This is a genomic window from Bradyrhizobium sp. CCBAU 21365 (assembly GCF_015291305.1).
Lineage (GTDB): Bacteria > Pseudomonadota > Alphaproteobacteria > Rhizobiales > Xanthobacteraceae > Bradyrhizobium > Bradyrhizobium elkanii.
Window position 1 is genome coordinate 9345276 of the sequence record NZ_CP030036.1, and the last position, 26359, is coordinate 9371634.

Consider the following 26359-nt stretch of genomic DNA (forward strand, 5'->3'; position numbering starts at 1 on the left):
CACCCGCTTCGCTCGAAAGCGCTCCAGCCGATCCAATCCTGCCGGGAGGACCAACCAATGAGCCAAGATCGATCCAGCGTCGAAAGCGTCGTGCAAACCTATTTCGACGGTCTCTACGAGAGCAATGCCGACAAGCTTGCCGAGGCTTTTCATCCGAGCGCCGACTTGCGCTGGGTTGAGAAAGGCGAGCTGAAGGTCCTGACCGTGCCGGACTGGCTTGCCTTGGTGCGCAAGCGCACCTCGGCGAAGGCCGAAGGCAAGCCGCGCGAGGATTTTATCGTCACCATCGACCGCTCCGACGACAACACCGCCTTCATCAAGGTGCGCTGCCAGCTGCCGCCGCGCTATTTCACCGACTATCTGGTGGCGATGAAGCTCGCCGACGGCTGGCAGATCGTCTCGAAGTCGTACCGCTACGACCTCAGGGATTGATCGACCGGGCGCGGCGCGCCCGCGACGGCTTTGGTGACACGCCCCCCGCGGTCCGGCTCCGGCCGGACCGCATTGACTGGCACCGGTTTCCGGGCGAATTGAGCCCGTTATGGAAGCCAAGTTTCAGATTTTTCTCACTTTGCTCGGCGTGCTGGCGGGAACCGCCCTGGTGGCGCGGCGGACCGATATCGCGCCCGCGATCCTGCTGCTGCTGGTCGGCATCGTGCTCGCCTTCGTGCCGGGCATGCCGTCGCTGGAACTGCCGCCTGAGCTCGTGCTGCTGGTGGTGCTGCCGCCGCTGATCTATTCGGCGAGCGTCGCAATGAGCTGGCGCGAGTTCAAGGCCAATCTGCGGCCGATCATCCTGCTGTCGGTCGGCTGCGTGATCTTCACCACCTTCATGGTCGCGGCCGCGACCCATTATCTGATCGGCCTGCCCTGGAGCATCGGCTTCCTGCTCGGCGCCATCGTCGCGCCGCCGGACGTGGTCGCGCCGCTGGCGATCGCCCGCAAGCTCGGCATGCCACGGCGCATCCTGGTGGTGCTCGAGGGCGAAGGGCTTGCCAATGACGCGACCGCGCTGATCCTCTACCGTTTCGCGCTCGCCGCGATTACCACCGGGCTGTTCTCGCTGCCGAAGGCGACCGGCACTTTCCTCGTCATCGTCGCCGGCGAGATCGCGTTCGGCACCGCGGTCGGCTGGCTCAGCCTGCGCGCCCGCCGCCGCGCCAGGGATCCGCAGGTCGAGATCACGCTGTCGCTGATCACGCCCTATCTCGCTTACTGGATCCCCGAGCATTTCGGCGGCAGCGGCGTGATCGCGACCGTCGCCTGCGGCCTCTACATGAGCTGGAACGGACCGCTGCTGATCTCGGCCGCGACGCGCCTGCAGGGCATCTTCTTCTGGGACCTGATCATCTATCTGATCGAGGGCCTGCTGTTCCTCTTGACCGGCTTCCAGATGCGCTCGCTGTACGAGAAGTCGAAGTCGTTTCCGCTGCACGACATCCTCACCGCGACCGTGCTGGTCGCCGTCATCGTGATCGTCGCGCGCTTCGTCTGGGTGTTTCCCGGCACCTATCTGCCGCGCTGGATCAGCCGACGGGTGAGCGAGCGCGATCCGCTGCCGTCGTGGCGGGCGGTGTTCGTGGTGGCCTTCACCGGCGTGCGCGGCGCGGTCTCGCTCGCCGCGGCGCTGGCGCTGCCCCTGACATTGCCGAACGGCGACGCCTTCCCGTATCGCGACCTGATCCTGTTCGTCGCTTTCGGCGTGATCTTCGTGACGCTGGTCGGGCTCGGCCTCACTCTGCCGCCGGTGGTGCGCTGGCTCGGCCTCGCCAGGGACGGACGCAGCGAGCACATCGCCGAGCACGAGCAGGAGATCGCGGCGCGGCGCGAGGCGCTGAACGCCGCGCTGAAGTCGCTCGATGCCATCACCGACGACCGCGAGCTTTCCGACGAGGTGATCAAGCTGTTGCGCTCGCGGCACGAGATCCGCATCAACCAGCTGCCCGACTCGCTCAATCCCGACGCCCACGACGTCTCCGCCACCGGCACCGAGCTGACGCGGGAGCTGATCGCCTCCGAGCGCAAGTTCATCCATATGCTGCTGCGCGACGGCAAGATCACCGACGAGACCAGGCGGCGCATCGAGCGCGACCTCGACCTCGAGGAAGCCAGCCTCGCCAACCGCGAGTATCGCAGGATTCCGCTGTAGCCCCGATGTCGTCCCGGGCAAGCGAAGCGCGACCCGGGACCCAACCACCGTTGCCGGTTTGGCGAAGGTTGGGACCACAGCATGGCATGGTAGCGAATAGTCGTGGTTGATGGGGTGGACGGCCCCCTACGGCATCAGTTGTGCCAGAATGAGGTTGTTGCAAATCTCAGACAAGGGAGCCGTCCGTGAGAGAGATTATCCGCATCGGTATGGATACGTCGAAGCATATTTTTGTGCTGCATGGGGTTGATGCAGCCGAGCAGGTTGTGTTGCGCAAGAAGCTGTCGCGGAAGCAGGTGCTGGACTTCTTCGCCAAGTTGCCGCCGACGGTGATCGGGATGGAGGCCTGCGGAGGCTCGCAGCATTGGGCGCGAGAGCTTGGCAAGCTCGGCCATGAGGTCAAGCTGATGGCCCCGCAACTGGTGAAGCCCTACGTGATGCGGAACAAGAACGACGGGCGGGATGCGGAAGGGCTGTGTGAAGCGATGGGCCGGCCGAGCATGCGCTTTGTGCCGGTCAAGACGGCCGAGCAACAGGCCGCGCTGATGCTGACGGGTATCCGCGATGGATTGATCGCCCGGCGCACCCAGCTTGGCAATACGATCCGTGGCCATGCGGCGGAGTTCGGCCTGATCGCAGCCAAAGGGGTCGACAAGGTCGAGCCGCTGCTGGCGCGGATTGCGCAGGACGAGACGCTTCCCGCCCTGGCGCGCGAGTTGTTTGTCGTGCTGGGCCGCGAGTACACCAGGCTTGAGGGCGAGCTTGGGGAGATCGAAGCCAAGCTGATGGCCTGGCACCGATCCGATGCCACGGGTCGGCGTCTGGCGCAGATCCCCTCGATCGGTCCAATCATTGCGACGATGCTGGTGATGAAGACGCCGGATCCGCTTGCCTTCCGTTCCGGCCGGCACTTTGCGGCTTGGCTCGGCCTCACACCTCAAGACCATTCCACCGGCGGCAAGACCAGGCTCGGCAAGATTACGCGGGCGGGCGACGAGGACTTGCGACGGCTGCTGGTGATCGGGGCCACGGCGGTGATCCAGCAGGCCAGGCGCGGGCGCGGTCATCACTCGCGCTGGCTGCTGGCACTGATCCAGCGCAAGCCGCCGAAGCTTGCGGCCGTGGCGCTCGCCAACAAGGTGGCCCGCATCGCCTGGAAGCTGATGGCAACAGGTGAGAGCTACGATGTGGCACGGATGAATCCCATTCCGGCCACCTAACAGATTGGCCGGCCGGCGGGCTCGCTCGCCGGTCGACCCGGAGCTGCAGGAGCAGATGGAGCGATCGATCGAGCAACGATGCGAGACAATCCGTGGGACCCATCGGCCGTCAACAGGTCGCCTGGTTGTTTGGAACTCGCATCGCGCAACCCATCTTGGCCAGCGATCGACCCGATCGCACTCAACAGGCCGGACATATGGATGCAAGCGATCCGATCTCACCAAAAAGCTCTTGTGCCACGGGGGCCGTCCACATATGGGTCCCGGCTTTCGCAGGGACGACGGCGATGGTGGACTGCGAAAATCTACTCCATCACCGCGGCATGATCCGACGGCGCCGACTGCGTGCGCAGCGCGGCCTTGGTCGAGCCGATCATCATCGCGAGCGGAATCGAGACCAGGATGAACAGCATCACCAGCTGGTAGTCGTGCGAGAACGCGATGATCTGCGACTGCGCGGCCACCATCTTGTCGGCCATCGCGCGGCCGGCGTCGGTGTTGAGGTTGATCATGCCCGATACGTCGGGCATCTGCAGCGCGTGGTTGAACGGATTGATCTGCTCCGACAGCTTTGCGTAGATCCGCCGCGAGCCCTCGGTGAGCTGCGCGATCACGATCGAGATGCCGACCGAGCTTGCGACGTTGCGCAGCAGCGTCAGCATCGAGGTGCCGTCGGTGCGCAGGTGATTGGGCAGCGTCAGGAACGAGACCGTCGACAGCGGCACGAACACGAGGCCGAAGCCGAAGCCCTGGATCACGCTGACGACGATGATCTCGCTCGCCTGCGTCATGTCGGTCCAGCCGGTCATCTGGAACAGCGAGGCCGCGGTCAGCGCGAGTCCCGAGATGATCAGCGTGCGCGCTTCGATATACCGCATCATGCGGCCGACCAGCATCATCGCGACGAAGGTGCCGACGCCGCGGCTCGCCAGCAACAGGCCCGCGGTGATGATCGGATAGCCGATCACGTTTTGCAGATAGGGCGAGGACAGCGCCATGGTCGAATACAGCACGAGGCCCATGACCGTCATGAACACGCAGCCGCCGAGGAAGTTCTTGTCCTTGAACAGCGCGAACTGGATGAACGGCCGGCTCGTGGTCAGCGAATGGGCGAAGAAGAAATAGGCGCCGACCGCCGCGACGACGAACTCGACGAAGATCTCGTTGGATTCCAGCCAGCCGAGCTGCTCGCCGCGGTCGAGCGCGAGCTGCAGCGCGCCGATCGACACCGCGAGCGCGGTGAAGCCGAACCAGTCGAAGCGCAGATTGAGGTCCTGCTTGGTTTCGTCCATGAAGATCGCGAGCCCGAGCACGGTGATTGCGCCGAACGGAAGGTTGACGAAGAACACCCAATGCCAGGAATAGGTCTCGGTCAGCCAGGCGCCGAGCGAGGGGCCCATGATCGGGCCCATCATCACGCCCATGCCCCAGATCGACATCGCTTTCGCCCGCTCATGCAGCGCGTAGGAGTCGAGCATCACCGCCTGCGACAGCGGCACCAGCGCCGCGCCGAACACGCCCTGCAGCAGGCGGAACAGCACCATTTGGGTGATGTCCTGGGCGAGGCCGCAGAACACCGAGGCGACGGTGAAGCCGGCCGAGCAGATGATGAAGATGCGCTTCCTGCCGTAGCGGTTGGCGATCCAGCCGACCGGCGCGGTCATGATCGCGGCCGCGACGATGTAGGAGGTCAGCACCCAGTTGATCTGGTCCTGCGAAGCCGACAGCGAGCCCTGCATATAGGGCAGCGCGACGTTGGCGATCGTGGTGTCGAGCGCCTGCATGATCGTCGCGGTCATCGCGCAGATCGTCACCATGTTCCGGCGCATGCCGGGCACGGCGGATGGTGACGGTGCATTCATTCAGGTCGGTCCTGTTCGAGCGTTGGAAACCACCTCTCGCGCTTGCGGGGGAGGTCGGCGCGTCGCGCCGGGTGGGGGCTCTCTCCACAACATGACTCGTGGAGAGAGCCCCCACCCCGACCTTCCCCCGCAAGCGGGAGAGGGAGCGCACTGTCTTGGCGGTCGACAATCGACCGCGTCTTATTCATCTCAGTCCTGGTGGTCCGGGTGCGCCGAGGCCGGCGCCAGCCCGAGCAGGCCGGCCAGCGTGCGGCGGTGGTTGGTGTCGATCGTCGCGTAGACGCTCATGCCGGCTTTCAGCTTCTTCACGAACGGATCGTTCTCGTCGAAGTAGATCCGCACCGGGACGCGCTGCACCACCTTGACGAAGTTGCCGGTCGCGTTCTGCGGCGGCAGGATCGCGAACTGCGCGCCGGTGCCGGGCGACAGCGAGCCGACCTTGCCCTTGAACCGATGGTTCGGGAACGCGTCGACATCGAGCTCAACCGGCTGGCCGACCGCGACATAGGTGAAGTCGCTCTCCTTCGGATTGGCGTCGACCCAGGGATGGTCGACGTCGATGATCGAGAACACCGGCGCGCCGGCGGCGACGAAGCGGCCGAGCTGGATCTGGTCGACCTGGGTCGCGACGCCGTCCATCGGCGCGCGCAGCACGGTGTGGTCGAGATTGCGCTGGGCGTCGTCGAGCTTGGCCTTGGCCTGGGCGTAGGGCGGGAACTGCTCGATCGGCAGGTCGATATCGCCGAGCAGCTGCGTCTTGTCCTTGGAGATCTGCTGCCTGATGTATTGCGCGAGACTCTCGGCCGTCACCTGCGCATTCGCCGCGTTGTCGAGGTCGAGCTGCGAGCCGAAATTCTGCTTGGCCAGCGTCGACTTGCGTTCGACGTCGCGCTTCTTCAATTCGATGCTCTGCTGGGCGAATTCCAGCATCCTGCCGTTGATCTTGATGTTGTCGACCAGGTTGTCATAGGTGGTCCTGGTCTGGTCGAGCGCGGCCTTGGCCTGCGCCACCGCGAGGCGGAACGGCACCGGGTCGATCTCGAACAGCTCGTCGCCCTTCTTGACGTGCTGGCCTTCCTTCACGACGATCTTGTCGATCTTGCCGGAGATTTCCGGCGTGATCAGCACCTTCTGCGCGCCGACATAGGCGTCGTCGGTGCCGACATAGCGGCCGCCATTGAGATAGAACACGATGCCGCCGATCGCAGCGAGCGTCGGCAGCACGACCAGCAGCAGCACCCGGCGATAGCGCCGCAGGCCGGCCATCAGGCGACGGCGCGGCGCGCGGCTGGCCTTGCCCGACGGGCTGGGCTCGCCCGGATTGCTCTTCTGCTCGGGGGCCAGCTTGAGGACGGGTTCAGCCATAGCGCTGTTCCTTTCGGAAGGGCTCGCCGGCTGGGGTCTGGACGGCATTGCGAACGTTTTCCTTGATCGATTCCAATTGGGTGAGCAGGCGATACGCGTCAGCGGGGCTGATGCCCTCGAGCGCGGTCGCGGTGAGTTCGGACCGGAGGCCGGCGAGCTTGCCGAGCAGCGGGCGCGCGGCCTTCTTCAGGTAAAGGCGGTTGACGCGTCGATCGTTCTCGTCGCTGCGGCGTTCGATCCAGCCATTGTCGCAGAGCTTGTCGATCAGCCGCGTCAGCGTGATCGGCTGTACCTCGAGCAGTTCGGCGAGCTCGGTCTGCTTCAGCCCTTCCTGGCGTTCCACCTTGGACAGCACGGCCCATTGCGCGCGAGTGATGCCATAGCGTGCGGCCTCCTTGTCGGCATAGACCCGGATCAGCCGGAACACCTCGCCCAGCGTAAACAAGAAATCCGTGTCCACCGAACCGCGCATCGATCCTGCCTCCATAAGCTTGGGATATAATAAGCTTGCTTATTAATTCTGCATGCCGGGTTAACGCGAGGCTGCCCCGCATTGCGGGCATGGCTGCAACGCGGCGACGGACTGGGACTGGGAGCCGAGCTTTGGGAACGGGCGCGCAAATGCTACATATCGGGACAATGAGCCTAGCCAAGCCGACATTTCCTGCCCCCGACCACGATCACGGCCGCTGCGCCGCGGACGCGATGGCGCATGCCGAGCAGGTCTGTGCGCGCCGCGGCCAGAAATTCACCCCGATCCGCCGTCAGGTGCTGCAGGCGCTGCTGTCGAGCCATCGCCCGCTCGGCGCCTACGAGGTGATCGACGAGTTGGCCAAGACGATGCCGCGGCCGGCACCGATTACCGTCTACCGCGCGCTCGACTTCCTGATGGAGAACGGCCTCGTCCACCGCATCGAGAGCCGCAACGCCTTCCTCGCCTGCGCGCATGACCATGACGAGACCTCGATGGTGGCGTTCCTGATCTGCGACCATTGCGGCTCGGTCGGCGAGATCCCGGCCGCCCCCGTCGCGCAAAGCCTGACCGCGGCGGCGCGGGCCTCGGGGTTCATCCCGAAACTCTCCGTCGTCGAGATCGCCGGCACCTGCGCGCATTGCCAGAAGACGTGATGGCGCTGATGCGATTGAGTCGAACGGTTACCGCAAACGCGCTCTGCTCCCTCTCCCGCTTGCGGGGGAGGGCCGGGGTGGGGGTGTCTCCGCGAGTTGTTCTGTGGCGAGAGCCCCCACCCGCATCGCATCTTCGATGCGATGCGACCTCCCCCGCAAGCGGGAGAGGTGAGGTAACAACGAACGCTTGAGCCTATAACAACAACGGCACCAAGCCGGCCCACGAGGAAACATGTCGACCCAAGCGATCTCCGCCAGCGTCACGAGGCCCGTCAGCGTCGGACACGGGCTGCCGCCCGGCGCCATCGCCGTGATGCTGATGCTGTGCGTGAGCTGGGGCTTCAACCAGCTTGCGGTGAAACTCGCGCTGCCCGACGTGCCGCCGATGTTGCAGGCGTTGATCCGTTCCGCCGGCGCGCTGCCGGTGATGCTGATCGTCGGCCACCTGCGCGGCGTCAAATTCTTCGAGCGCGACGGCACGCTCGTGCCCGGGATCATCGCCGGGCTGATGTTCGGCTGCGAGTTCGTGCTGATCTTCACCGGCCTCGTCTTCACCTCGGCCTCGCGTGCCTCGGTGTTCCTCTACACCGCGCCGTTCTTCGTTGCGCTCGGCTCGCACCAGTTCCTCGGCGAGCGTCTCTCGACCGTCCAGTGGAGCGGGCTTGCGCTGAGCTTTGCCGGCGTCGCGCTCGCGATCGGCGTGCCGCAGCCGAACGTCGATGCCAAGGTGCTGCTCGGCGACCTCATGGTGGTCGGCGGCGGCGCGCTGTGGGCGGCGACCACGCTGGTCGCCAAGGGCACGGGCTTGCGCAAGGCCGCGCCGGAAAAGGCGCTCGGCTACCAGGTCGCGATCTCGATTCCGATCCTCGGCCTCGCCGCCTGGATCGCGGGCGAGCGCATCGAGCATGTGCCGAGCGCGCTGTCGATCTCGCTGCTCGCCTATCAGGCGGTCTGGGTGGTGGGCTGCACATTTGTCATCTGGTTTGCGATGGTGAAAACCTACTCCGCGAGCAAGCTGTCCGCCTTCACCTTCGTCACGCCACTGTTCGGCGTCGTCGCGGCCTATTTCATCATGCATGACACCCTGACGGCGGTGTTCGGCGTCGCCGCGCTGCTGGTGATCGCCGGGCTCTATCTCGTCAACAAGCCCGACCCGAAGGTGACGCCGGATCCCAACGTGCCTGCGTGAGAGCGCGGCACACGACCACATCATCGGCGGCGAATGAGGCCGCTTGATGCGGTGTTGATCTACATCAACACTGCCACCGATACTCCGTGAACCCTCCGAAGGGAGGAAGGCCGTGGAGGCGCGCCGATGCCAACCGATGCCACCGCTGCAATTGAAGCCGGAATCCGGTCCGCGTTCACCGCATACTCCAAGGAGGATGATCCGGACTGGCGGAGCGCGTGCTGGATCAAGCCGGATGAGTGCTCCCATTTGGCAAAGAGCATTTTGAAGGAGTTGGCGGCAAGGGGCTTCGAGATCGTCAGGAAGCCGGCTTGATCGTCTGCTGCTTGGCGCCGCAATAGCGGTGCATCGTATCGTGCGAGAACCCGTCCTCAGGGTCGTCCTGGCGAAGGCCAGGACCCATTACCCCAAATGTCGGTCGTCGCGCGACGCTGGGGCCGCGTTCTCGTTCATAAGCCAATTCGGTGGTTATGGGTCCTGGCTTTCGCCAGGACGACGGAGGAGACATCGCGCCCCGTCCGCTACCCCGTCTCGATCGGCAACTCTGCGTCCTTCGCCCATTCGCCCATCGAGCCGTCATAGAGCGTGAGATTGTCGTAGCCGAGCCGGTGCAGCTGGAACAGGTCGATGGTCGCGGAGATGCCGCCGCCGCAATAGGCGACGACGCGCTTGTCCCTGGTGATGCCTTGCGCGGCGAAGGTTGCTTCGGCCTCCTCAAGCGGCACGAACGTCTTGGCCTTGGGATCGATCAAGGTCGCCGCCGGCACGCTGACGCTGCCGGGGATGCGGCCGGGCCGGCCGTAACGGCTCGGCTCCAGTCCCTTGTAGAATTGCGGGCCGAGCGCGTTGACGATGACGGTGTCGCCTTCCGTGGTCGCGGCGAGCACGTCATGCTTGTCGACGAACATGCCGTCCTTCGGCCGCGCCGCAAACGTCGCCGGCGGATAGCCGCCGGCGAGGCCGGTCTCGATGTCGCGTCCTTCGGCGGTCCATTTGTCGATGCCGCCGTCGAGCACCGCGGCACCCTCGAAGCCGAGCGAGCGCAGCATCCACCAGAACCGCGTCGCCCACATTGCGGTGCCGATCGAATAGAGCACGACGCGGCTGCCCGCCGAGATGCCGTGGCGGCCGAACGCGGCTTCGAGCTGCGCTGTCGGCGGCATCATGAAGCGCAGCTCGGTACGGGCATCGGAGAATTCGGCCTGCAAATCCAGGAAATTCGCGCCCGGGATGTGGCCGGCCTCGAACGTCTGGCGGCCCGAGACGACAATATAGGGAACGTTGCTGCCGGCGGGGGCCGGCTCCAGATAGGTCGTGCAGTCGAACAGGCGAAGGTCCGGCCGGGTCAGGATCTCGGCAAGTTCCGCCGTGGTGATCAGCTCGCTGTGGCCGGCCATTTCGTCCTCCCGGAATGATCTTAAGGCAATGCTAAGATGCGCCAGATCACATGAAAAGCCGTCACTTTGCCCTTTGATTCACCCCAATCCGGTCCAATATAGCTGGGCATGCAGGACGCCGCTGCATGGCTTGCGTTTGGCCTCAATCGGCGCCATAAGCTGTTGAATTCACTCCGAAACATGATCGTTTGGCCCGCCGTCCGCGAGGCCCATCGCCCCCTTGGTGAATGTCACCAAAACCTGATATTCGAGACGCCATGAACAAGCCCGAGATTTTGCCGCAAGACGACGTCGCCGGCCCCGCGCCGCGGCACCAAACCACGCAGGTCATGGTCGGCAACGTCGCCGTCGGCGGCGGCGCACCGATCGTCGTGCAGTCGATGACCAACACCGACACCGCCGATGTCGACGGCACCATCGCCCAGGTCGCCGCGCTCTCCCGCGCCGGCTCCGAGATGGTGCGCATCACTGTCGACCGCGAGGAAGCCGCCGCTGCGGTGCCGCACATCCGTGACGGCCTGCGCAAGCGCGGCATCACCACGCCCCTGATCGGCGACTTCCACTATATCGGCCACAAGCTGCTCGCCGAATATCCTGATTGCGCCGAGGCGCTCGACAAGTACCGCATCAATCCCGGCAATGTCGGCTTCAAGAACAAGCGCGATACGCAGTTCGCCGACATCATCGAGATCGCCAACAAGAACAACAAGCCGGTGCGCATCGGCGCCAATTGGGGTTCGCTCGACCAGGAGCTGCTCACCAAGCTGATGGACGAGAACACGGCGTCTGCGAATCCGCGCGATGCCCGCGCGGTGACCCGCGAGGCGATGGTGCAGTCGGCGCTGCTGTCGGCGGCGCGCGCGCAAGAGCTCGGCATGCCGAAGAACCGGATCATCCTGTCGGCGAAGGTCTCCGCCGTGCAGGATCTGATCGCGGTCTATCAGGAAGTCGTGCGCCGCTCGGATTATGCGATCCATCTCGGCCTCACCGAGGCCGGCATGGGCTCGAAGGGCATCGTGGCCTCCTCGGCCGCGCTCGGCATCCTGCTGCAGCAGGGCATCGGCGACACCATCCGCATCTCGCTGACGCCGGAGCCCGGCGGCGATCGCACGCTGGAAGTGCAGGTCGCGCAGGAATTGCTGCAGACCATGGGCTTCCGCACCTTCGTGCCGCTGGTTGCGGCCTGCCCGGGCTGCGGCCGCACCACCTCGACCACGTTCCAGGAGCTGGCGCGCTCGATCCAGGATTTCATCCGCGACGAGATGCCGGCCTGGAAGACCAAATATCCGGGCGTCGAGCAGCTCAACGTCGCCGTGATGGGCTGCATCGTCAACGGCCCCGGTGAATCCAAGCATGCCAATATCGGCATCTCGCTGCCCGGCACCGGCGAAGCACCGGCCGCGCCTGTCTTCGTCGACGGCAAGAAGTTCCGCACCCTGCGCGGCCCCGGCATCGCCGCCGACTTCAAGGCGCTGGTGATCGACTATATCGACCAGCGCTACGGCAACGGCGCCAAGCTGCCGGAGCACGCCGGCGCCGCGGAGTAGTTTCACTCCGCGCGTGACCCGCACGCGCGTGACCCAACTCGAATGTCGTCCCGGCGAAGGCCGGGACCCATAACCCCAAACGGCGGGTATGGCGCGAGATGTGGGTTACGAACCTTCGCAAAACACAATCCTGTGGTTGGGTCCCGGATCTGCGCTTCGCTTGTCCGGGACGACAGATATGTTTGCGGTGCGGATTGCGCTTCCATCGATGCGCGGTACCATGTCTCCCAATCAAGAACCATCGGGAGAACGCCCATGAGCTCGCTGTCCGGCAAGCAAGGCCCGCGCTACCGCCACCTCGCCGACCAATCCGAGCCCTATGAGACCATCGGCGTTGAGAAGCTGACGCCGATCATCGGCGCGGAGATCTCTGGCGTCGATATCGGCAAGCTCGTCGGCGACGATGCCCGCTCCAACCAGCAGATGGACGAGATCCATCGCGCGCTCGCCGAAAACCTCGTCATCTTCTTCCGCGACCAGCACATCAGCCCCGACCAGCATCTCGCCTTCGGCCGCAAGTTCGGCGAACTGCACGTGCACCCGGCGGCGCCCAATGAGGGCGATCCGGCGCTGATGAAGATTTACGCCGACAAGGATTCGCCGCGCGCCAATGGCGAGGGCTGGCACACCGACGTGTCCTGTGACCTCGAGCCGCCGATGGGCTCGATCCTCTACATCAAGCAGTGCCCGCCGCGCGGCGGCGACACGCTGTTCGCCAACATGTACGCCGCCTATGAGGCGTTGTCGGACCGCATGAAGGCCTATCTCGACGGGCTGACCGCGCTGCATGACGGCGAGCAGACCTATCGCGGGCTCTACGCCAACTACGGCGTCGCCGACAAACGGGAATATCCCCGCGCCGAGCATCCGGTGGTCCGCACCCATCCGGTGACCGGCAAGAAATCGCTCTACGTCAACCGCGGCTTCACCCGCTTCATCGTCGGCATTCCGCGCGACGAGAGCGACGCCATGCTGGCCTATCTCTACCAGCACGCCGAGAACCCGCTGTTCCAGTGCCGCTTCCGCTGGACCGAGAACGCGATCGCGTTCTGGGACAATCGCTGCGCCCAGCACCGTGCGATGTGGGATTACTGGCCGCACACCCGCTCCGGCACCCGCGTGACCGTGAAGGGCGAGCGGCCAGTGTGAGGAGGCCTACGAACGACGAACTGAAAAAGTAATCCGGGAGGTCGTCCATGCTTCGCGCCGAAGACAACAAATTCCTCACCGAATCCGGTGAGGGGACCGGCATGGGCGAATTGCTGCGGCGGTTCTGGATTCCGGTGCTGCTGTCCGAAGAGCTGCCGGAGCCGGACAGCGATCCGAAGAAGATCGTTGTCATGGGCGAGGAGCTGCTTGCCTTCCGCGACACGAGGGGCGTGGTCGGCGTCATCGACCAGTACTGCCCGCATCGCGGCGCCAATCTCTGGCTCGGCCGCAACGAGGAATGCGGCATCCGCTGCGTCTATCACGGCTGGAAGTTCGACACCGACGGCCGCTGCGTCGACATGCCGACGTCGTATCCCGACCTCAACGCAAAGGACCTGATCCGGATCAAGTCCTATCCGGTGCGCGAATGGGGCGACATGATCTGGGCCTATATGGGCCCGGCCGATCAGATGCCCGAACTGCCGGCGCTGGAGATGGCGCTGCTGCCGGCCTCGCACCGCTTCGTCACCAAGAAGTGGCAGGACTGCAACTGGGTGCAGGCGGTGGAAGGCTCGATCGACACCGCGCATTTCACCTTCGCGCATCTCTCCTTCGAGAAGGAGGAGAACGAGATCCTCGACATCAAGAAGCATTTCGTGAACCCGTTGACGCGGGTCGCGACCGATCACATGCGCTGGATCGCCGAGGATCCGCGCCCGGTGATCAAGATCAATCCGCATGAGGCGGGTCTCACGGTGGCGGGCGGACGGCTCACCGGCAGCGACAACATCTACTGGCGCATCGCCCAGTTCCTGATGCCGTTCCACAGCTACGCGCCGAGCTCGATGCCGGGCGAGAACATGTTCGGCCAGACCTTCGTGCCGGTCACCGACACCAATTGCTGGATCTACACCTATGCGTGGAATCCACACCGGCCGCTGACCGATGCCGAGCGTGAAGGCTACGCCAACGGCAATGGCGTGATGGCTGTCGTCGACGAGAACTACGTGCCGCTGCGCAACAAGGCAAACGACTATCTGATCGACCGCAAGCTGCAGCGGACCAAGAGCTACACCGGCATCAAGGGCGTTTCCGAGCAGGACGCCGCGGTGCAGGACAGCCAGGGCCCGATCGCCGATCGCACCCGCGAGCATCTCGGCCCGACCGATCTCGGCATCATGCATTTCCGCAAGCTGGTGATGGAGGCGGCCCGTGCGCTGCAGAAGGGCGAGGCGCCGCCGCATGCTCAGCACCAGGACCGCTACACCGTGCGCTCCGGCGCCTGCGTCACCAGCAAGACCAAGGATCTCACCGCGGTGATGATCGAGCGGTTCGGCGATCCCGCCGGCTTCGTCGGCGGTCCCGGCCAGAACGCCGCCGCGGAGTAGGGCACCGTCGTCCCTGCGAAAGCAGGGACCCATATGTGGACGGCCCCCGTTGCACAAGAGCTTTTTGGTGAGATCGGATCGCTTGCATCCATATGTCCGGCCTGTTGAGTGCGATCGGGTCGATCGCTGGCCAAGATGGGTTGCGCGATGCGAGTTCCAAACAACCAGGCGACCTGTTGACGGCCGATGGGTCCCACGGATTGTCTCGCATCGTTGCTCGATCGATCGCTCCATCTGCTCCTGCAGCTCCGGGTCGACCGGCGAGCGAGCCCGCCGGCCGGCCAATCTGTTAGGTGGCCGGAATGGGATTCATCCGTGCCACATCGTAGCTCTCACCTGTTGCCATCAGCTTCCAGGCGATGCGGGCCACCTTGTTGGCGAGCGCCACGGCCGCAAGCTTCGGCGGCTTGCGCTGGATCAGGGCCAGCAGCCAGCGCGAGTGATGACCGCGTCCCCGCCTGGCCTGCTGGATCACCGCTGTGGCCCCGATCACCAGCAGACGGCGCAGATCCTCATCGCCCGCCCGCGTGATCTTGCCAAGCCTGGTCCTGCCGGCGGTAGAGTGGTCCTTGGGTGTCAATCCCAGCCAGGCCGCAAAATGACGACCAGAACGGAACGCGTGCGGATCAGGTGTCTTCATCACCAGCGCGGTTGCAACGATCGGACCGACCGAGGGGATCTCAGCCAGGCGCCGGCCCGTGGCATCGCCGCGGTGCCAGGCCATCAGCTTGGCCTCAACCGCCTTCAACTCACCCTCAAGCCTGGCGCGCTCCCGGCCCAGCACCACAAACAGCTCGCGCGCCAGGGCGGGAAGCGTCTCGTCCTGCGCAATCCGCGCCAGCAGTGGCTCGATCGCGTCCAGTCCTTTGGGTGCGATCAGGCCATACTCCGCCGCATGGCCGCGGATCGTATTGGTCAGCTGGGTGCGCCGGACGATCAATCCGTCGCGGACGCCCATCAGCATCAGCGCAGCCTGCTGCTCGGCCGTCTTCACCGGCACGAAGCGCATGCTCCGCCGGCTCATCGCTTCACACAGACCTTCTGCATCCCGCCCGTCATTCTTGTTCCGCATCACGTAGGGTTTAACCAATTGCGGTGCCATCAGCTTCACTTCGTGACCGAGCTTGGAAAGCTCCCGCGCCCAATGTTGCGAAGCCCCGCAGGCCTCCATCCCGATCACGGTCGGCGGCAATTTGGCGAAGAACTCCAGCACCTGTTTGCGCGACAGCTTCTTGCGCAGCACCACCTGCTCCGCCGCATCAACCCCATGCAGCACAAGAATATACTTCGACGTATCAATCCCAATGCGGATAATCTGGTTCACGGACGGCTCCCATGTATGAGATCTAGACAACCTCATTCTGGCACACTGATGCCGTAGGGGGCCGTCCACACCATCAACCACAGGGTCGTGTTGTAAGAGGAACTGCAGCCCCGGCGTTGCGCAACGATTTACGTTTGGGGTAATGGGTCCCGGCCTTCGCCGGGACGACGTAGGAAGCCAAGCTTCCCCTCCCAAAGCGCAAGACGCCGCAGCCGCAAGCCGCGTTGACTTTCCGACCTCGCCTCCCAATACTCCGCGAAAACAAGCAAGACCCGTCACACAACCGACGGTTCAGGGGAGGACGCGATGCCGACTTCACGCAGGACGCTGCTGAAGACTTCAGCGGCTGCCGCCGCTGCTTTCAGCTTCGATTGGACACGGGCACAGGCGCAGGCCGAGACGGTCCGGATCGGTGTGATCTACGACCTGACCGGCCCGTTCGCCGCCGGCGGCTCGGTCGCCTCCTCGATCGGCACCCAGATCGCGATCGACCTCGTCAACGAGAAGGGCGGTGTCGGCGGCAAGTACAAGATTGCGCCGGTCAACGTCGATTCCCAGAGCAAGCCCGATGTCGCGATCAACGAGGCCAATCGCCTGATCGACCAGGAGAAGGTCGACATCCTCAACGGCGTGTTCGCGAGCTCCCACGCGGTACCGCTCGCCGCCAAGGTCGAGCAGCAGAAGCGGATCCTGTGGATCACGACCGCGGTCTCGACCGCCGTCTTCAAGGACAAGAACCTGCAATACGTGTTCCGCGCGCAGATCCATTCCGACCAGTACGGCCAGGCCTTCGCGAGCTTCATCAACGAGCACGCCAAGGCCAAGCTCGGCATGGAGCCGAAGGACGTCAAGGTGGCGCTGATCCACGAGGACGGGCCCTATGGCGTCGGCGTCGCCGCGGCGGACGAGGCCTTCGCCAAGGAGGTCGGGCTGCAGGTCGCGCTGAAGGAGGGCTATTCCGCCTCCGCGCCCGATCTCTCGGTGCTGGTCACCAAGCTGAAGCGCGCCAAGGCCGACGTGATCTCGCATGCCGGCTACAATCCCGACATCACGCTGTTCCTGCGCCAGGCGCGCGAGAGCGGGCTAAGGTTCAAGATGCTGTTCGGCGCCGGCGCCGGCTACAGCCAGCTCGACAAGCTGCGCGCGACCTTCGGCGCCGACATCGACAATTTCTGCAACATCGACCCCGTTCCGGCACAGCTGCTCGATCCCGCCAAGCTCGCGCCCGGAATCGGCGACCTCACCAAGACCATGGTCGCGCGCTACCGCGAGAAGACCAACGCGACCGAAGTGCCGCCGCACTGCTCGATGGGCTTCAACCAGACCTGGATCCTGCTCAACAATGTGCTGCCGGTCGCCAAGGACAAGTATGGCGGCTTCGATCCCGAGGCGATCCGCAAGGCGGCGCTCGACGTCGACATCCCCGCAGGCGGCACCATCCAGGGCTATGGCGTGAAGTTCTATCCGCCGGGTACGCCGCTGTCCGGCCAGAACGAGCGCTCGACGCCGGTCGTGATGCAGAACGCCGGCGAGCGCATCACCGTGGTGTGGCCGACCAATATCCGCACGCAGGACCCGGTGTTCCCGCTGCCGAAGGGCTCGGTGTACGGGGCGTAGGATTGATCCTTGTCGCGGCTAAAGCGGGATCAGTTTTGGTTGAATCGGCTTGGCGCGGTCTCGGTTCACCTCTCCCAAGGGAGAGGTGATCTTTCGACGCCGTTCCAACTCAACCTAATCTCATCAGGCTTTAGTTGGCAACTATCCCCGTCATCCTGAGGAGCCCGCACTTGCGGGCGTCTCGAAGGATCGACGGCCACCGGCCGGGCCGTGCATCCTTCGAGACGCGCTACGCGCTCCTCCAGCGACAAAGGCGAAGCCTTTGCGCGGGGATGTACGGGTCTGGCGTGAGTATACGCGCGTAGTCTCGTTGTTCCCGCCACCCTACAGCACCACCCGCCTGCCCTCATCCGCCGCCCAGTAACCGGCGTAGTTCACCTTCGTCGTCTCATACGCCAGCGCGAGGTCCGCGAGCGGCTGCCGGCCGGTCGCCACGCACTCCATGAAATCCTGGATTTCCTGCAGGTAGCCGCGGGTCCATTCCTCCTCGAGACAGACATATTGCCAGCCGGTTTTGCGATCGACCTTTTCGGTGATGTACACGGACGCGAGCTTCTCCTCGCTCGTCTGGTAGCTCGTCAGATGCGTGTTCGGAGTGATGTTGGCGAATAGCGAGCCGCCGCTCGTATAGGTCTCGATCAGGTTGCGTACGCCGCCCATGATCATGTCGCCCGAAAACACCGTGGCCTTGGTGCCGTCGGAGAAGGTTGCGGTCAGCGTGCCCCAATCCTCGACGTCGACCGGATTGGCCTTGATGTAGGCGCGCTCCTCTGGCTTGAGACCGGCGGTGACATTGCCGACGTCGCAGGTGACGCTGGCGACCGTAATGGTCTCGCCGCGCGCTTTCGCCTCGACCTGCTTGAGATAGAGCACCGCCGACAAGGGATGACAGCCCATCCGGATCAGCGAGCCGCCGCCGGTCATCGCCCACTCCGCGGCATGCGCGGCATGCGAGCCGGAATGGCTCTCCTCGCCCTTCATGAACAGGATCTTGTTGCCGGTCGCGCGGATGATCTCCGCGGTCTTGGTCACCGCCGGCGCGTAGATCCAGTCCTCGGCATACATGAAGAGTTGTCCGCTTCGCTCGATCGCGGCGCGGGTCACCGTCATCTCCTCCATTACACGCTGATACATCAGCGCTTTCGGCACATGCCTGCCGATCGGCGCCTTGTCGCCGGGCTGCCCGAAATAGCCGCTGAACGGCTTCTCGCAGATCACGTGCTTGCCCGCCGTCATCGCCTCCACGATCATCGCGGCGTGAAGGTTCGGCGGCGTGCAGATGTCGATGACGTCGAGCTCGCGGTCGGCGACCAGTTCGGCGAAGCTGCGATAGGCGTTCGGGATTGCGTGCTTGCGAGCGAACGCATTGACATGATCGCCGCGCGCCGCGACCGCCCTCACCTCGACGTCGACGCCATAGACGCGCCGGTAGGCAACCATGTGCAGCTCCGACACGAAGCCGCAGCCGGCCAGCCCGATCCTGATTTTTGTCATTTGATGTCTCCGCCCCTCAGGCGGGCGCAGAGTAGCGCGCGGCCATCACCGCGTCGAACGCATTTGCCATGACATCAGTCGAAGGCATCATCGTCGTGAACAATTCGAACGCGTCCGCTGCTGCGTAGATCGCAAGATCGCGCCCGGTCAGGACTTTGGAGCCCTTGGCCTTGGCCGCCAACAGCAACGGCGTCCACAGCGGCGTGTAGACGGCGTCGGCGACCCACATCGACGGATGCAGCAAGCTCTGTGGCACGGGACTGTCGCGGTTCGGCAGCATGCCGACCGGCGTTGCGTTGACGACGCCGGTCGCGCCATCGACCGCGGCCTCGACGCTGGCGACACCACGAACCGCATGACGGCCAGCCAACTGGCCGGCCAGCCGCGCGACCTTCGCGGCATCGGCGTCGAAGATGCGGAGCTCACCGACGCCGAGGCCGGCGAGCGCAAACGCGATCGCCTTGCCGACGCCGCCGGCACCGATCAGCGCGATCGGGCCGCGCGGCGTTGATGCAAGCAGCGGCGTGATCGCACGCACAAAACCGGTCGCATCGGTGTTGTGCCCGACCAGCCGCGCACCGTCGGCGACGATGGTGTTGACCGCGGCGATCGCGCGTGCATCCGGCGCGAGGCTATCAATGAGATCGACGACCGCCTCCTTGTAGGGAAAGGTGACGTTGACGCCGGCGAAGCCGAGCCGCCTGATGCCCTCGAGCATCGCGCGCAGATCGTTGCGGCCGGCGCCCTTGACCTCGATGAGCTGGTAGTGACAGCGGACGCCGAGCGCTGCTGCGGCCTTCTCGTGCATCGCAGGCGCCGCCGAATGCGCGATCGGATAGCCAATCAGCCCCGTCAGGAAACGGTCGCGCATTGTCCCTCACGTCAGTCACGTTCAGCTCATGCGGTCGAGCCGAGCATAGCTGTCTTCCATGCCGTGCTCCATGCCGGTCGCGAGCATCGCCGCGCGCGTCTCCGCATCCGGCAGCGTCATCCGCATCGTCATCAGGGTGCCGTCGCCGTCGGGCGCGAAACGCGTCTCGACGTGATTGTCCGGCGTCGGATCCGGCAAATGCATGCGCTCGACATGGACGATGCGGCTGAACGGTTCGAGCGCGAGATATTCGCCGGTCAGATGGAAGCCGCCACCCTTGCCGTCGGTCCATTCGTAGCGGATTCTGCCGCCGGGCTTCGCCTCGCTGATGCAGACCGGCATGGTCCAGCCGTCCGGGCCGAGCAGCCATTTCTGCACCAGCTCCGGCTCGGTATGCGCGCGATACACCGCCTCGGGCGCCGCGACGAAGCGCCTGGTCACGACGACATAGCGGTCGCCTTCGGTCTTCAGCGTCAACTTGTTCATAGCGATACCCTTCACTGCTCAGGCTTCATGGCGGCCAGCACGCCGTCCAGCCGGTCGTAATTGGTTTCCAGCGCGCGGCGCAGCATGCCGAGCCATTGATCGATCTCGGCAACCGCTGATGGCGCCAGCCGGCACGGCCGCTTGGTGCCCTCGATCCGCCGCACGATCAGGCCGGCCCCCTCGAGCACCTTGAGATGGCGGGAGATCGCGGGCTGGGTCATATCGAACGGCTCGACCAGCTCCATGACAGTCGCCTCGCCCAGGGCGAGGCGCGCCAGGATCGCCCGGCGAGTCGGGTCGGCGAGCGCGGAAAAGGCGGCGTCGAGGTTGGCCATGCATGATCTCGTATCGGTTATATAAATGATTTGTTATATAACTGAAAACGCATGGTCAAGCGAAATCCGCTGCGGCGAACGCGCGCAGCGGATTCCGCTCGTCCCTTCGATGCTGGAATTGCGCAGCGGTCGCGGCGCGCAGCTAAACGTCGAAGAACACCGTCTCGTTGTCGCCCTGCAGATGGACGTCGAACGTATAGACGTGGTTCACACCGGCCTTGCGCCTGGCGATCAGCGTGGCGCGGCGCTCCGCCGGCACCAGCGCGAGCATGGAATCGTCGGCGTTGCCGGCTTCGCCCTCGAAATAGATCCGGGTGTAGAGATGCAGCAGCATGCCGCGCGCGAACACCGCGAGCAGGATGTGCGGCGCCTGCGGCTTGCCGTCGGCATCCGGCACCACGCCCGGCTTGATGGTGTCAAACGCGTAGGCGCCGTTCTTGTCGGTGCCGCAGCGGCCAAAGCCCTTGAAGCTCGAGTTCGGCAATGCGCGCGCATCCTGCGGATCGGAGAAGCGGCCCTGCGCGTCGGCCTGCCAGATCTCCAGCATGCAGTCCGGGATCACGGCGCCATCGCCGTCATAGACCTTGCCCTCGACGCGGATCCGCTCGCCGGACACATCGGGCGTCAACAGGTTGCTGGTGAAGGCGTCGTTCCATTCGTACTCGCCGTTCGGCGTCAGGCCGTATTTGAAATAGGGACCGACGGTCTGCGAGGGCGTGATTCCATCAGGGCGCTGGTTCGACACTTACCTGGTCTCCATCGGCGTGGCATTGCGCCCGCGCAGCACGATATCGAAGCGGTAGCACAGCGCCCATTCCGGCTTGGTGTTCTCGAGATCGAAGGACGAGATCATCCGCGCCCGCGCCTTTTCGTCGGTCACCGAATTGAAGATCGGATCGAACGGAAACAGGGGATCGCCGGGGAAATACATCTGCGTGACGAGACGCGAGATGAAGGAATGGCCGAACACCGAGAAATGGATGTGCGCGGGCCGCCAGGCATTGTGGTGATTGCCCCAGGGATAGGCGCCCGGCTTGATGGTGGTGAATTTGTAGTAGCCTTGGGCATCGGTCTGGGCACGGCCGGCGCCGGTGAAGTTCGGATCAAGCGGCGCCGGGTGCTGGTCGACGACATGGATGTAGCGGCCGCAGGCATTGGCCTGCCAAAGCTCGACCAGCGTGTTCGGCACGCCGCGGCCGTCCTCGTCGAGCACATGACCATGCACGATGATGCGCTCACCGAGCGGCTCGCCCTTGGCCTGGATGGTGAGATCGTTGTCGTGCGCGCGCACCGTCTCATGACCATAGACCGGCCCGGTCAGCTCCGAGAGCGTGTGCCGCATCGGGATCAGCGGCTTCTGCGGCGAACGCTTCACGGTGGAGCGATAGTCCGGCGACAGCCGCGCCGGATGGGCTGCAAGCGATTGCAGCGGGTACAATAAGGTCATGGCGAATTCCTCCGCGGCCCACGCGCCCGGTGAGCTCACATCAGATCATTATAATGCATAACCAAATTGGGGAAGGGCTGTTTTCAACCCCTCCAAGTCACTGACCTAGTTCAGCTTTTCGATCGCAATCGCGACGCCTTGGCCGACCCCGACGCACATAGTTGCCAAGGCAAGCTTCCCGCCCCGCTTCTCCATGCCATGGACGGCGGTCAAGACCAGCCGCGCGCCGCTCATGCCGAGCGGGTGGCCGAGCGCGATCGCGCCGCCATGCGGATTGACGAAATCGGCGTCTTCCTTGACGCCGAGCTGGCGCAGGCAGGCGATGCCCTGCGAGGCGAAGGCCTCGTTGAGCTCGATCAGATCGAAGTCCGACACCTTGATGCCGAGACGCTCGACCAGCTTCCTGGTCGCCGGCACCGGGCCGATGCCCATGATGCGCGGCGGCACCGCGGCCGACGCCAGGCCGAGGAGCTTTGCACGCGGGGTCAGGCCGTGCTTTTTCACCGCGGCTTCGGAAGCGAGGATCATCGCGGCGGCGCCGTCATTGACACCGGATGCGTTGCCCGCGGTCACCGTGCCCGGATTGCGCACGATTGGCTTCAGTTTTGCCAATCCTTCGAGCGTGGTCTCGGGACGCGGATGCTCGTCCTTGTCGACGGTGATCGGACCGGCCTTGCCGCCGGGCACCTGGATCGGGACGATCTCCTCGGCGAAATAGCCCGACGCGATCGCCGCGCCCGCGCGCTGCTGCGAGCGGATCGCCATCGCATCCTGATCGGCGCGCGACACCTGGAATTCCTCGGCGACGTTCTCGCCGGTCTCCGGCATCGCATCGACGCCGTACTGCGCCTTCATCAGCGGATTGATGAAGCGCCAGCCGATCGTGGTGTCGTAGATCTCGGACGAGCGCGAGAAGGCTTCCGCGGCCTTGCCCATCACGAACGGTGCGCGCGTCATCGATTCGACGCCGCCCGCGATCGCGAAATCGATCTCGCCGGCGCGGATGGCGCGGCCCGCGGCGCCGACCGCATCGAGCCCGGAGGCGCAGAGCCGGTTCAGGGTCTGGCCGGGAACCGACTCCGGCATGCCGGCGAGCAACAGCGCCATGCGCGCGACGTTGCGGTTGTCTTCGCCGGCCTGGTTGGCGCAGCCGAAATAGACCTCGTCGACCTCGTTCCAATTGAGCGTCGGGTGCTTGGCCATCAGCGCCTTGATCGGGGCCGCCGCGAGATCGTCGGCACGCACCTTGGCGAGCGAACCGCCGAAACGGCCGATCGGAGTCCGGACGGCATCGCAAATGAACACATCACGCATTGAATCTCTCCCTGAATGCCGCGACTTAGGCGCTGGATCGGCTGGAACTCGAGATCGGTTTTAGGAGCGTGCCCGCGGCAGGTCAATTGACGCCGCTGCGCGCCCTGCACGCATTACCGTGAGGGCTGTCATCATGGCACCGTGGACAGGGTGGAAAACTCCGGTCTCGCGGATAGGACCGCGTGGCGAAATTCTGTAGTTTCCGCCGTCTGGAGCCTGACGGTTCTGATGAGATCAGAACCGGGCTCCAGATTTTTCTTTGGACGCGTTTTCTTCACGCGAACCGGTACCCACTTCTCTCGAAAACGCTCTAATGACCATTCAGCAGCCCATCCCCGTTCCGCCCGAAGCCACTGCCGCCGAGGCGCCGTCGCGCGTCACGCCGATGATGGAACAGTATCTGGAAATCAAGGCCGCCCATCCCGGCCTGCTGCTGTTCTACCGGATGGGCGATTTCTACGAGCTGTTCTTCGAGGATGCCGAGGTCGCCTCGAGGACGCTCGGCATCGTGCTGACCAAGCGCGGCAAGCATCAGGGCATGGACATCCCGATGTGCGGCGTGCCGGTCGAACGCTCCGAGGATTACCTGCATCGCCTGATCGGCGCCGGCCACCGGGTCGCGGTCTGCGAGCAGACGGAAAATCCCGCCGAGGCAAAAGCCCGCGGCAACAAGAGCGTGGTCCGCCGCGGCGTGGTGCGGCTGGTGACGCCGGGCACGCTGACCGAAGACACGCTGCTCGACGCCCGCACCAACAATTACCTGATCGCGATCGCGCGCGCCCGCGGCTCGGCCGGCGCCGACCGGCTCGGGCTGGCCTGGATCGACATCTCGACCTCCGAATTCATGGTGACGGAGTGCGCGACCGTGGAACTCGCGGCAACGCTGGCGCGCATCAATCCGAACGAGGCGATCGTCACCGATGCGCTCTACAGCGACAACGAGCTCGCGCCGACCCTGCGCGAGCTGCCGTCGGTGACGCCGCTGACCCGCGACGTGTTCGACAGCGCCACCGCCGAGCGGCGGCTGTGCGACTATTTCGCGGTCGCGACCATGGACGGCCTGTCCGCGATGTCGCGGCTGGAGGCAACCGCCGCGGCCGCCGCCGTCACCTATATCGACCGCACCCAGGTCGGCAAGCGGCCGCCGCTGTCGCCGCCGGCGCGCGAGGCCGCCGGCACCACGATGGCAATCGATCCGGCGACCCGCGCCAACCTCGAACTGACCCGCACGCTGGCCGGCGAACGCCGTGGCTCGCTGCTCGATGCGATCGACTGCACCGTCACCGCGGCGGGCTCGCGCCTCTTGGCGCAGCGCCTTGCCGCGCCGCTGACCGATGTCGCCGTGATCGCGCGGCGGCTCGATGCCGTCTCGGCCTTCGTCGCGGATTCCGCGGCGCGCGAGGACGTCAGGACCGTGCTGCGCGCGGCGCCCGACATGTCGCGCGCGCTGGCACGGCTCTCGGTCGGCCGCGGCGGCCCGCGCGATCTCGCCAGCCTGCGCGACGGCATCCTCGCCGCCGACCAGGCGCTGGAGCTGCTGGCACAGCTGTCCAATCCGCCGGCCGAGATTTCCACCGTGATGGCGGCCTTGCGGCTCCCCTCGCGCGATCTGGCGCGGGAATTTTCCCGCGCGCTCTCCGAACAGCTGCCCCTGATCAAGCGCGACGGCGGTTTCGTCCGCGAGGGGTATGAGGCCGCGCTCGACGAGAGCCGCAATCTGCGCGATGCCTCGCGCCTCGTCGTCGCCGCGATGCAGGCGCGCTATGCCGAGGACACCGGCATCAAGACGCTGAAGATCCGGCACAACAATGTGCTCGGCTATTTCGTCGAGGTCACCGCGCAGCACGGCGACAAGCTGTTCGCGCCGCCGCTGAATTCGACCTTCATCCATCGCCAGACGCTGGCCGGACAGGTCCGCTTCACCACCGCAGAGCTCGGCGAGACCGAAGCCAAGATCGCCAATGCCGGCGAGCGCGCGCTCAATCTCGAGCTCGAGATCTTCGAACGCTTGAGCGCGATGGCGCTCGCCGCCAGCGACGACCTGCGCAACGCCGCGCATGCCTTTGCGATGCTCGACGTCGCGACGTCATTGGCCAAACTTGCGATCGACGACAATTACGTGCGGCCCGACGTCGACGGCTCGCTCGGCTTTGCGATCGAGGGCGGCCGGCATCCGGTGGTCGAGCAGGCGCTGAAACGCGACGGCCAGCCGTTCATCGCCAATGCCTGCGATCTCTCCCCGGCGCCCGCACAAAAATCCGGCCAGCTCTGGCTGATCACCGGTCCGAACATGGCCGGTAAATCGACCTTCCTGCGCCAGAACGCGCTGATCGCGCTCTTGGCGCAGATCGGCTCCTACGTGCCGGCGTCGCGGGCGCGGCTCGGCATCGTCGACCGGCTGTTCTCGCGCGTCGGCGCCGCCGATGATCTGGCGCGGGGACGCTCGACCTTCATGGTCGAGATGGTCGAAACCGCGGTGATCCTGAACCAGGCCAGCGAGCGGTCGCTGGTGATCCTCGACGAGATCGGGCGCGGCACCGCGACGTTCGACGGATTGTCGATCGCATGGGCCGCGATCGAGCATCTGCATGAGAGCAACCGCTGCCGCACGCTGTTCGCGACGCATTATCACGAGCTGACCGCGCTCTCGGCGAAACTGCCGCGGATGTTCAACGCCACGGTGCGGGTCAAGGAATGGCAGGGCGATGTCGTGTTCCTGCACGAGGTGCTGCCCGGCTCCGCCGACCGCTCCTACGGCATCCAGGTCGCAAAACTCGCCGGCTTGCCGCCGGCCGTGATCACGCGCGCCAAATCGGTGCTGGCCAAACTCGAAGCCCAGGACCGCGGCCAGACCGCGCGCGCTCTGGTCGACGATCTGCCGCTGTTCGCCGTCCCCTCCCGCGCCGCCGCCGAGGACGCCCCGCCGAGCGACGCGGATCTGCTGGTCGAGGCGGTGAAGGCGCTGCATCCCGACGAGATGTCGCCGCGCGAGGCGCTGGACGCGCTGTATGCGCTGCGGGCGAAGCTGCCGAAGCATTAGCTCCGTAGCAAGGTCGGGATGGGGGTCAGCCGCAGGC

Annotated in this window: 23 protein-coding genes; 11 read left to right on the forward strand and 12 right to left on the reverse strand. The window is 65.2% G+C overall.

All coding sequences use genetic code 11. The annotated features are described in order from the left end of the window. The first annotated feature begins 57 nt into the window (after positions 1-57). From XI02_RS44200 to XI02_RS44210, 3 genes are all read left to right on the forward strand, one after another. Positions 58-432 carry a nuclear transport factor 2 family protein gene (locus tag XI02_RS44200; RefSeq protein WP_016847513.1) on the forward strand — a complete coding sequence of 125 codons (375 nt, stop codon included), beginning with the start codon at positions 58-60 and terminating at the stop codon, positions 430-432. 109 nt (positions 433-541) lie between these two features. Further along, positions 542-2149: a Na+/H+ antiporter gene (locus XI02_RS44205; protein WP_172646352.1), complete on the forward strand. Its 1608-nt coding sequence runs from the start codon at positions 542-544 to the stop codon at positions 2147-2149. A 185-nt stretch (positions 2150-2334) separates the two neighbouring features. Next, a complete protein-coding gene (locus tag XI02_RS44210; protein ID WP_172646394.1) occupies positions 2335-3369 on the forward strand; it encodes an IS110 family transposase in 1035 nt (344 codons plus the stop codon). A 305-nt stretch (positions 3370-3674) separates the two neighbouring features. Here the strand turns inward: XI02_RS44210 and XI02_RS44215 are convergent, their stop codons facing one another. The 3 genes from XI02_RS44215 to XI02_RS44225 form a co-directional block, all read right to left on the reverse strand. Continuing rightward, positions 3675-5231 (reverse strand): MDR family MFS transporter, encoded by a 1557-nt coding sequence (locus XI02_RS44215; protein ID WP_137482862.1) that lies wholly within the window; start codon positions 5229-5231, stop codon positions 3675-3677. A gap of 189 nt (positions 5232-5420) precedes the next feature. Beyond that, a complete protein-coding gene (locus tag XI02_RS44220; RefSeq protein ID WP_172646351.1) occupies positions 5421-6596 on the reverse strand; it encodes an HlyD family secretion protein in 1176 nt (391 codons plus the stop codon). Next, the gene (locus XI02_RS44225) at positions 6589-7068 is read right to left on the reverse strand and encodes a MarR family winged helix-turn-helix transcriptional regulator (protein ID WP_244980887.1); all 480 of its coding nucleotides are present in this window, start codon (positions 7066-7068) and stop codon (positions 6589-6591) included. The genes XI02_RS44220 and XI02_RS44225 overlap by 8 nt, the downstream gene beginning before the upstream one ends. Positions 7069-7235: 167 nt before the next feature. Between XI02_RS44225 and XI02_RS44230 the strand changes: the two genes are divergently transcribed. The 3 genes from XI02_RS44230 (at position 7236) to XI02_RS44240 (ending at position 9228) form a co-directional block, all read left to right on the forward strand. Continuing rightward, positions 7236-7724, forward strand: coding sequence for a Fur family transcriptional regulator (locus tag XI02_RS44230; protein ID WP_026191999.1), 489 nt, complete (start codon positions 7236-7238; stop codon positions 7722-7724). A gap of 232 nt (positions 7725-7956) precedes the next feature. Beyond that, entirely contained in the window at positions 7957-8913 is a 957-nt protein-coding gene (locus tag XI02_RS44235; protein WP_018269207.1) for a DMT family transporter, read from the forward strand. 126 nt (positions 8914-9039) lie between these two features. Then, the gene (locus XI02_RS44240; protein WP_172646349.1) at positions 9040-9228 is read left to right on the forward strand and encodes a hypothetical protein; all 189 of its coding nucleotides are present in this window, start codon (positions 9040-9042) and stop codon (positions 9226-9228) included. 206 nt (positions 9229-9434) lie between these two features. Here the strand turns inward: XI02_RS44240 and XI02_RS44245 are convergent, their stop codons facing one another. Continuing rightward, complete coding sequence (locus XI02_RS44245; RefSeq protein ID WP_172646348.1) at positions 9435-10310, reverse strand: sulfurtransferase; 876 nt, start codon at positions 10308-10310, stop codon at positions 9435-9437. Between the two features lie 257 nt (positions 10311-10567). Here XI02_RS44245 and ispG point away from each other — a divergent pair, with 257 nt between their 5' ends. The 3 genes from ispG to XI02_RS44260 all read left to right on the forward strand — a co-directional run bounded on the left by ispG (position 10568) and on the right by XI02_RS44260 (position 14394). Next, on the forward strand, positions 10568-11857 hold the full coding sequence (ispG, locus tag XI02_RS44250; protein ID WP_016847509.1) for a flavodoxin-dependent (E)-4-hydroxy-3-methylbut-2-enyl-diphosphate synthase: 1290 nt from the start codon (positions 10568-10570) through the stop codon (positions 11855-11857). 255 nt (positions 11858-12112) lie between these two features. Then, complete coding sequence (locus XI02_RS44255; RefSeq protein ID WP_016847510.1) at positions 12113-13006, forward strand: TauD/TfdA family dioxygenase; 894 nt, start codon at positions 12113-12115, stop codon at positions 13004-13006. A 47-nt stretch (positions 13007-13053) separates the two neighbouring features. After that, positions 13054-14394, forward strand: a complete 1341-nt coding sequence (locus XI02_RS44260; protein ID WP_172646347.1) for a Rieske 2Fe-2S domain-containing protein — start codon at positions 13054-13056, stop codon at positions 14392-14394. Between the two features lie 289 nt (positions 14395-14683). On the opposite strand, the gene XI02_RS44265 is transcribed toward XI02_RS44260, so the two are convergent. Further along, positions 14684-15718, reverse strand: a complete 1035-nt coding sequence (locus XI02_RS44265; RefSeq protein ID WP_172648865.1) for an IS110 family transposase — start codon at positions 15716-15718, stop codon at positions 14684-14686. 306 nt (positions 15719-16024) lie between these two features. Here XI02_RS44265 and XI02_RS44270 point away from each other — a divergent pair, with 306 nt between their 5' ends. Then, positions 16025-17335, forward strand: a complete 1311-nt coding sequence (locus XI02_RS44270; RefSeq protein WP_172646346.1) for an ABC transporter substrate-binding protein — start codon at positions 16025-16027, stop codon at positions 17333-17335. A 324-nt stretch (positions 17336-17659) separates the two neighbouring features. On the opposite strand, the gene XI02_RS44275 is transcribed toward XI02_RS44270, so the two are convergent. The 7 genes from XI02_RS44275 to pcaF form a co-directional block, all read right to left on the reverse strand. Further along, on the reverse strand, positions 17660-18829 hold the full coding sequence (locus tag XI02_RS44275) for a Gfo/Idh/MocA family protein (protein WP_172646345.1): 1170 nt from the start codon (positions 18827-18829) through the stop codon (positions 17660-17662). Between the two features lie 16 nt (positions 18830-18845). Continuing rightward, on the reverse strand, positions 18846-19700 hold the full coding sequence (locus XI02_RS44280; RefSeq protein ID WP_172646344.1) for a shikimate dehydrogenase: 855 nt from the start codon (positions 19698-19700) through the stop codon (positions 18846-18848). A gap of 21 nt (positions 19701-19721) precedes the next feature. Next, positions 19722-20186, reverse strand: a complete 465-nt coding sequence (locus tag XI02_RS44285) for an SRPBCC domain-containing protein (RefSeq protein ID WP_172646343.1) — start codon at positions 20184-20186, stop codon at positions 19722-19724. A gap of 11 nt (positions 20187-20197) precedes the next feature. Next, positions 20198-20521 (reverse strand): helix-turn-helix transcriptional regulator, encoded by a 324-nt coding sequence (locus XI02_RS44290; RefSeq protein ID WP_028344906.1) that lies wholly within the window; start codon positions 20519-20521, stop codon positions 20198-20200. A 142-nt stretch (positions 20522-20663) separates the two neighbouring features. Then, positions 20664-21266, reverse strand: coding sequence for a protocatechuate 3,4-dioxygenase subunit alpha (gene pcaG / locus XI02_RS44295; protein ID WP_172646342.1), 603 nt, complete (start codon positions 21264-21266; stop codon positions 20664-20666). Beyond that, complete coding sequence (gene pcaH, locus XI02_RS44300) at positions 21267-21968, reverse strand: protocatechuate 3,4-dioxygenase subunit beta (protein ID WP_069280649.1); 702 nt, start codon at positions 21966-21968, stop codon at positions 21267-21269. It abuts the gene before it with no gap. Between the two features lie 105 nt (positions 21969-22073). Next, positions 22074-23282, reverse strand: coding sequence for a 3-oxoadipyl-CoA thiolase (gene pcaF / locus XI02_RS44305; protein WP_172646341.1), 1209 nt, complete (start codon positions 23280-23282; stop codon positions 22074-22076). A 313-nt stretch (positions 23283-23595) separates the two neighbouring features. Here pcaF and mutS point away from each other — a divergent pair, with 313 nt between their 5' ends. Continuing rightward, positions 23596-26322 carry a DNA mismatch repair protein MutS gene (gene mutS, locus XI02_RS44310; RefSeq protein ID WP_172646340.1) on the forward strand — a complete coding sequence of 909 codons (2727 nt, stop codon included), beginning with the start codon at positions 23596-23598 and terminating at the stop codon, positions 26320-26322. Positions 26323-26359: the final 37 nt, after the last annotated feature.

Coding starts and splice junctions, on each gene's coding strand:
- XI02_RS44215 (WP_137482862.1), bottom strand. CDS start 5,231: ATGAATGCACCGTCACCATCCGCCGTGCCCGGCATGCGCCGGAACATG.
- XI02_RS44270 (WP_172646346.1), top strand. CDS start 16,025: ATGCCGACTTCACGCAGGACGCTGCTGAAGACTTCAGCGGCTGCCGCC.
- XI02_RS44225 (WP_244980887.1), bottom strand. CDS start 7,068: ATGCGCGGTTCGGTGGACACGGATTTCTTGTTTACGCTGGGCGAGGTG.
- XI02_RS44260 (WP_172646347.1), top strand. CDS start 13,054: ATGCTTCGCGCCGAAGACAACAAATTCCTCACCGAATCCGGTGAGGGG.
- XI02_RS44255 (WP_016847510.1), top strand. CDS start 12,113: ATGAGCTCGCTGTCCGGCAAGCAAGGCCCGCGCTACCGCCACCTCGCC.
- XI02_RS44200 (WP_016847513.1), top strand. CDS start 58: ATGAGCCAAGATCGATCCAGCGTCGAAAGCGTCGTGCAAACCTATTTC.
- ispG (WP_016847509.1), top strand. CDS start 10,568: ATGAACAAGCCCGAGATTTTGCCGCAAGACGACGTCGCCGGCCCCGCG.
- XI02_RS44230 (WP_026191999.1), top strand. CDS start 7,236: ATGAGCCTAGCCAAGCCGACATTTCCTGCCCCCGACCACGATCACGGC.
- XI02_RS44205 (WP_172646352.1), top strand. CDS start 542: ATGGAAGCCAAGTTTCAGATTTTTCTCACTTTGCTCGGCGTGCTGGCG.
- pcaF (WP_172646341.1), bottom strand. CDS start 23,282: ATGCGTGATGTGTTCATTTGCGATGCCGTCCGGACTCCGATCGGCCGT.
- XI02_RS44280 (WP_172646344.1), bottom strand. CDS start 19,700: ATGCGCGACCGTTTCCTGACGGGGCTGATTGGCTATCCGATCGCGCAT.
- XI02_RS44245 (WP_172646348.1), bottom strand. CDS start 10,310: ATGGCCGGCCACAGCGAGCTGATCACCACGGCGGAACTTGCCGAGATC.
- XI02_RS44275 (WP_172646345.1), bottom strand. CDS start 18,829: ATGACAAAAATCAGGATCGGGCTGGCCGGCTGCGGCTTCGTGTCGGAG.
- mutS (WP_172646340.1), top strand. CDS start 23,596: ATGACCATTCAGCAGCCCATCCCCGTTCCGCCCGAAGCCACTGCCGCC.
- XI02_RS44220 (WP_172646351.1), bottom strand. CDS start 6,596: ATGGCTGAACCCGTCCTCAAGCTGGCCCCCGAGCAGAAGAGCAATCCG.
- XI02_RS44240 (WP_172646349.1), top strand. CDS start 9,040: ATGCCAACCGATGCCACCGCTGCAATTGAAGCCGGAATCCGGTCCGCG.
- XI02_RS44290 (WP_028344906.1), bottom strand. CDS start 20,521: ATGGCCAACCTCGACGCCGCCTTTTCCGCGCTCGCCGACCCGACTCGC.
- XI02_RS44285 (WP_172646343.1), bottom strand. CDS start 20,186: ATGAACAAGTTGACGCTGAAGACCGAAGGCGACCGCTATGTCGTCGTG.
- pcaH (WP_069280649.1), bottom strand. CDS start 21,968: ATGACCTTATTGTACCCGCTGCAATCGCTTGCAGCCCATCCGGCGCGG.
- XI02_RS44235 (WP_018269207.1), top strand. CDS start 7,957: ATGTCGACCCAAGCGATCTCCGCCAGCGTCACGAGGCCCGTCAGCGTC.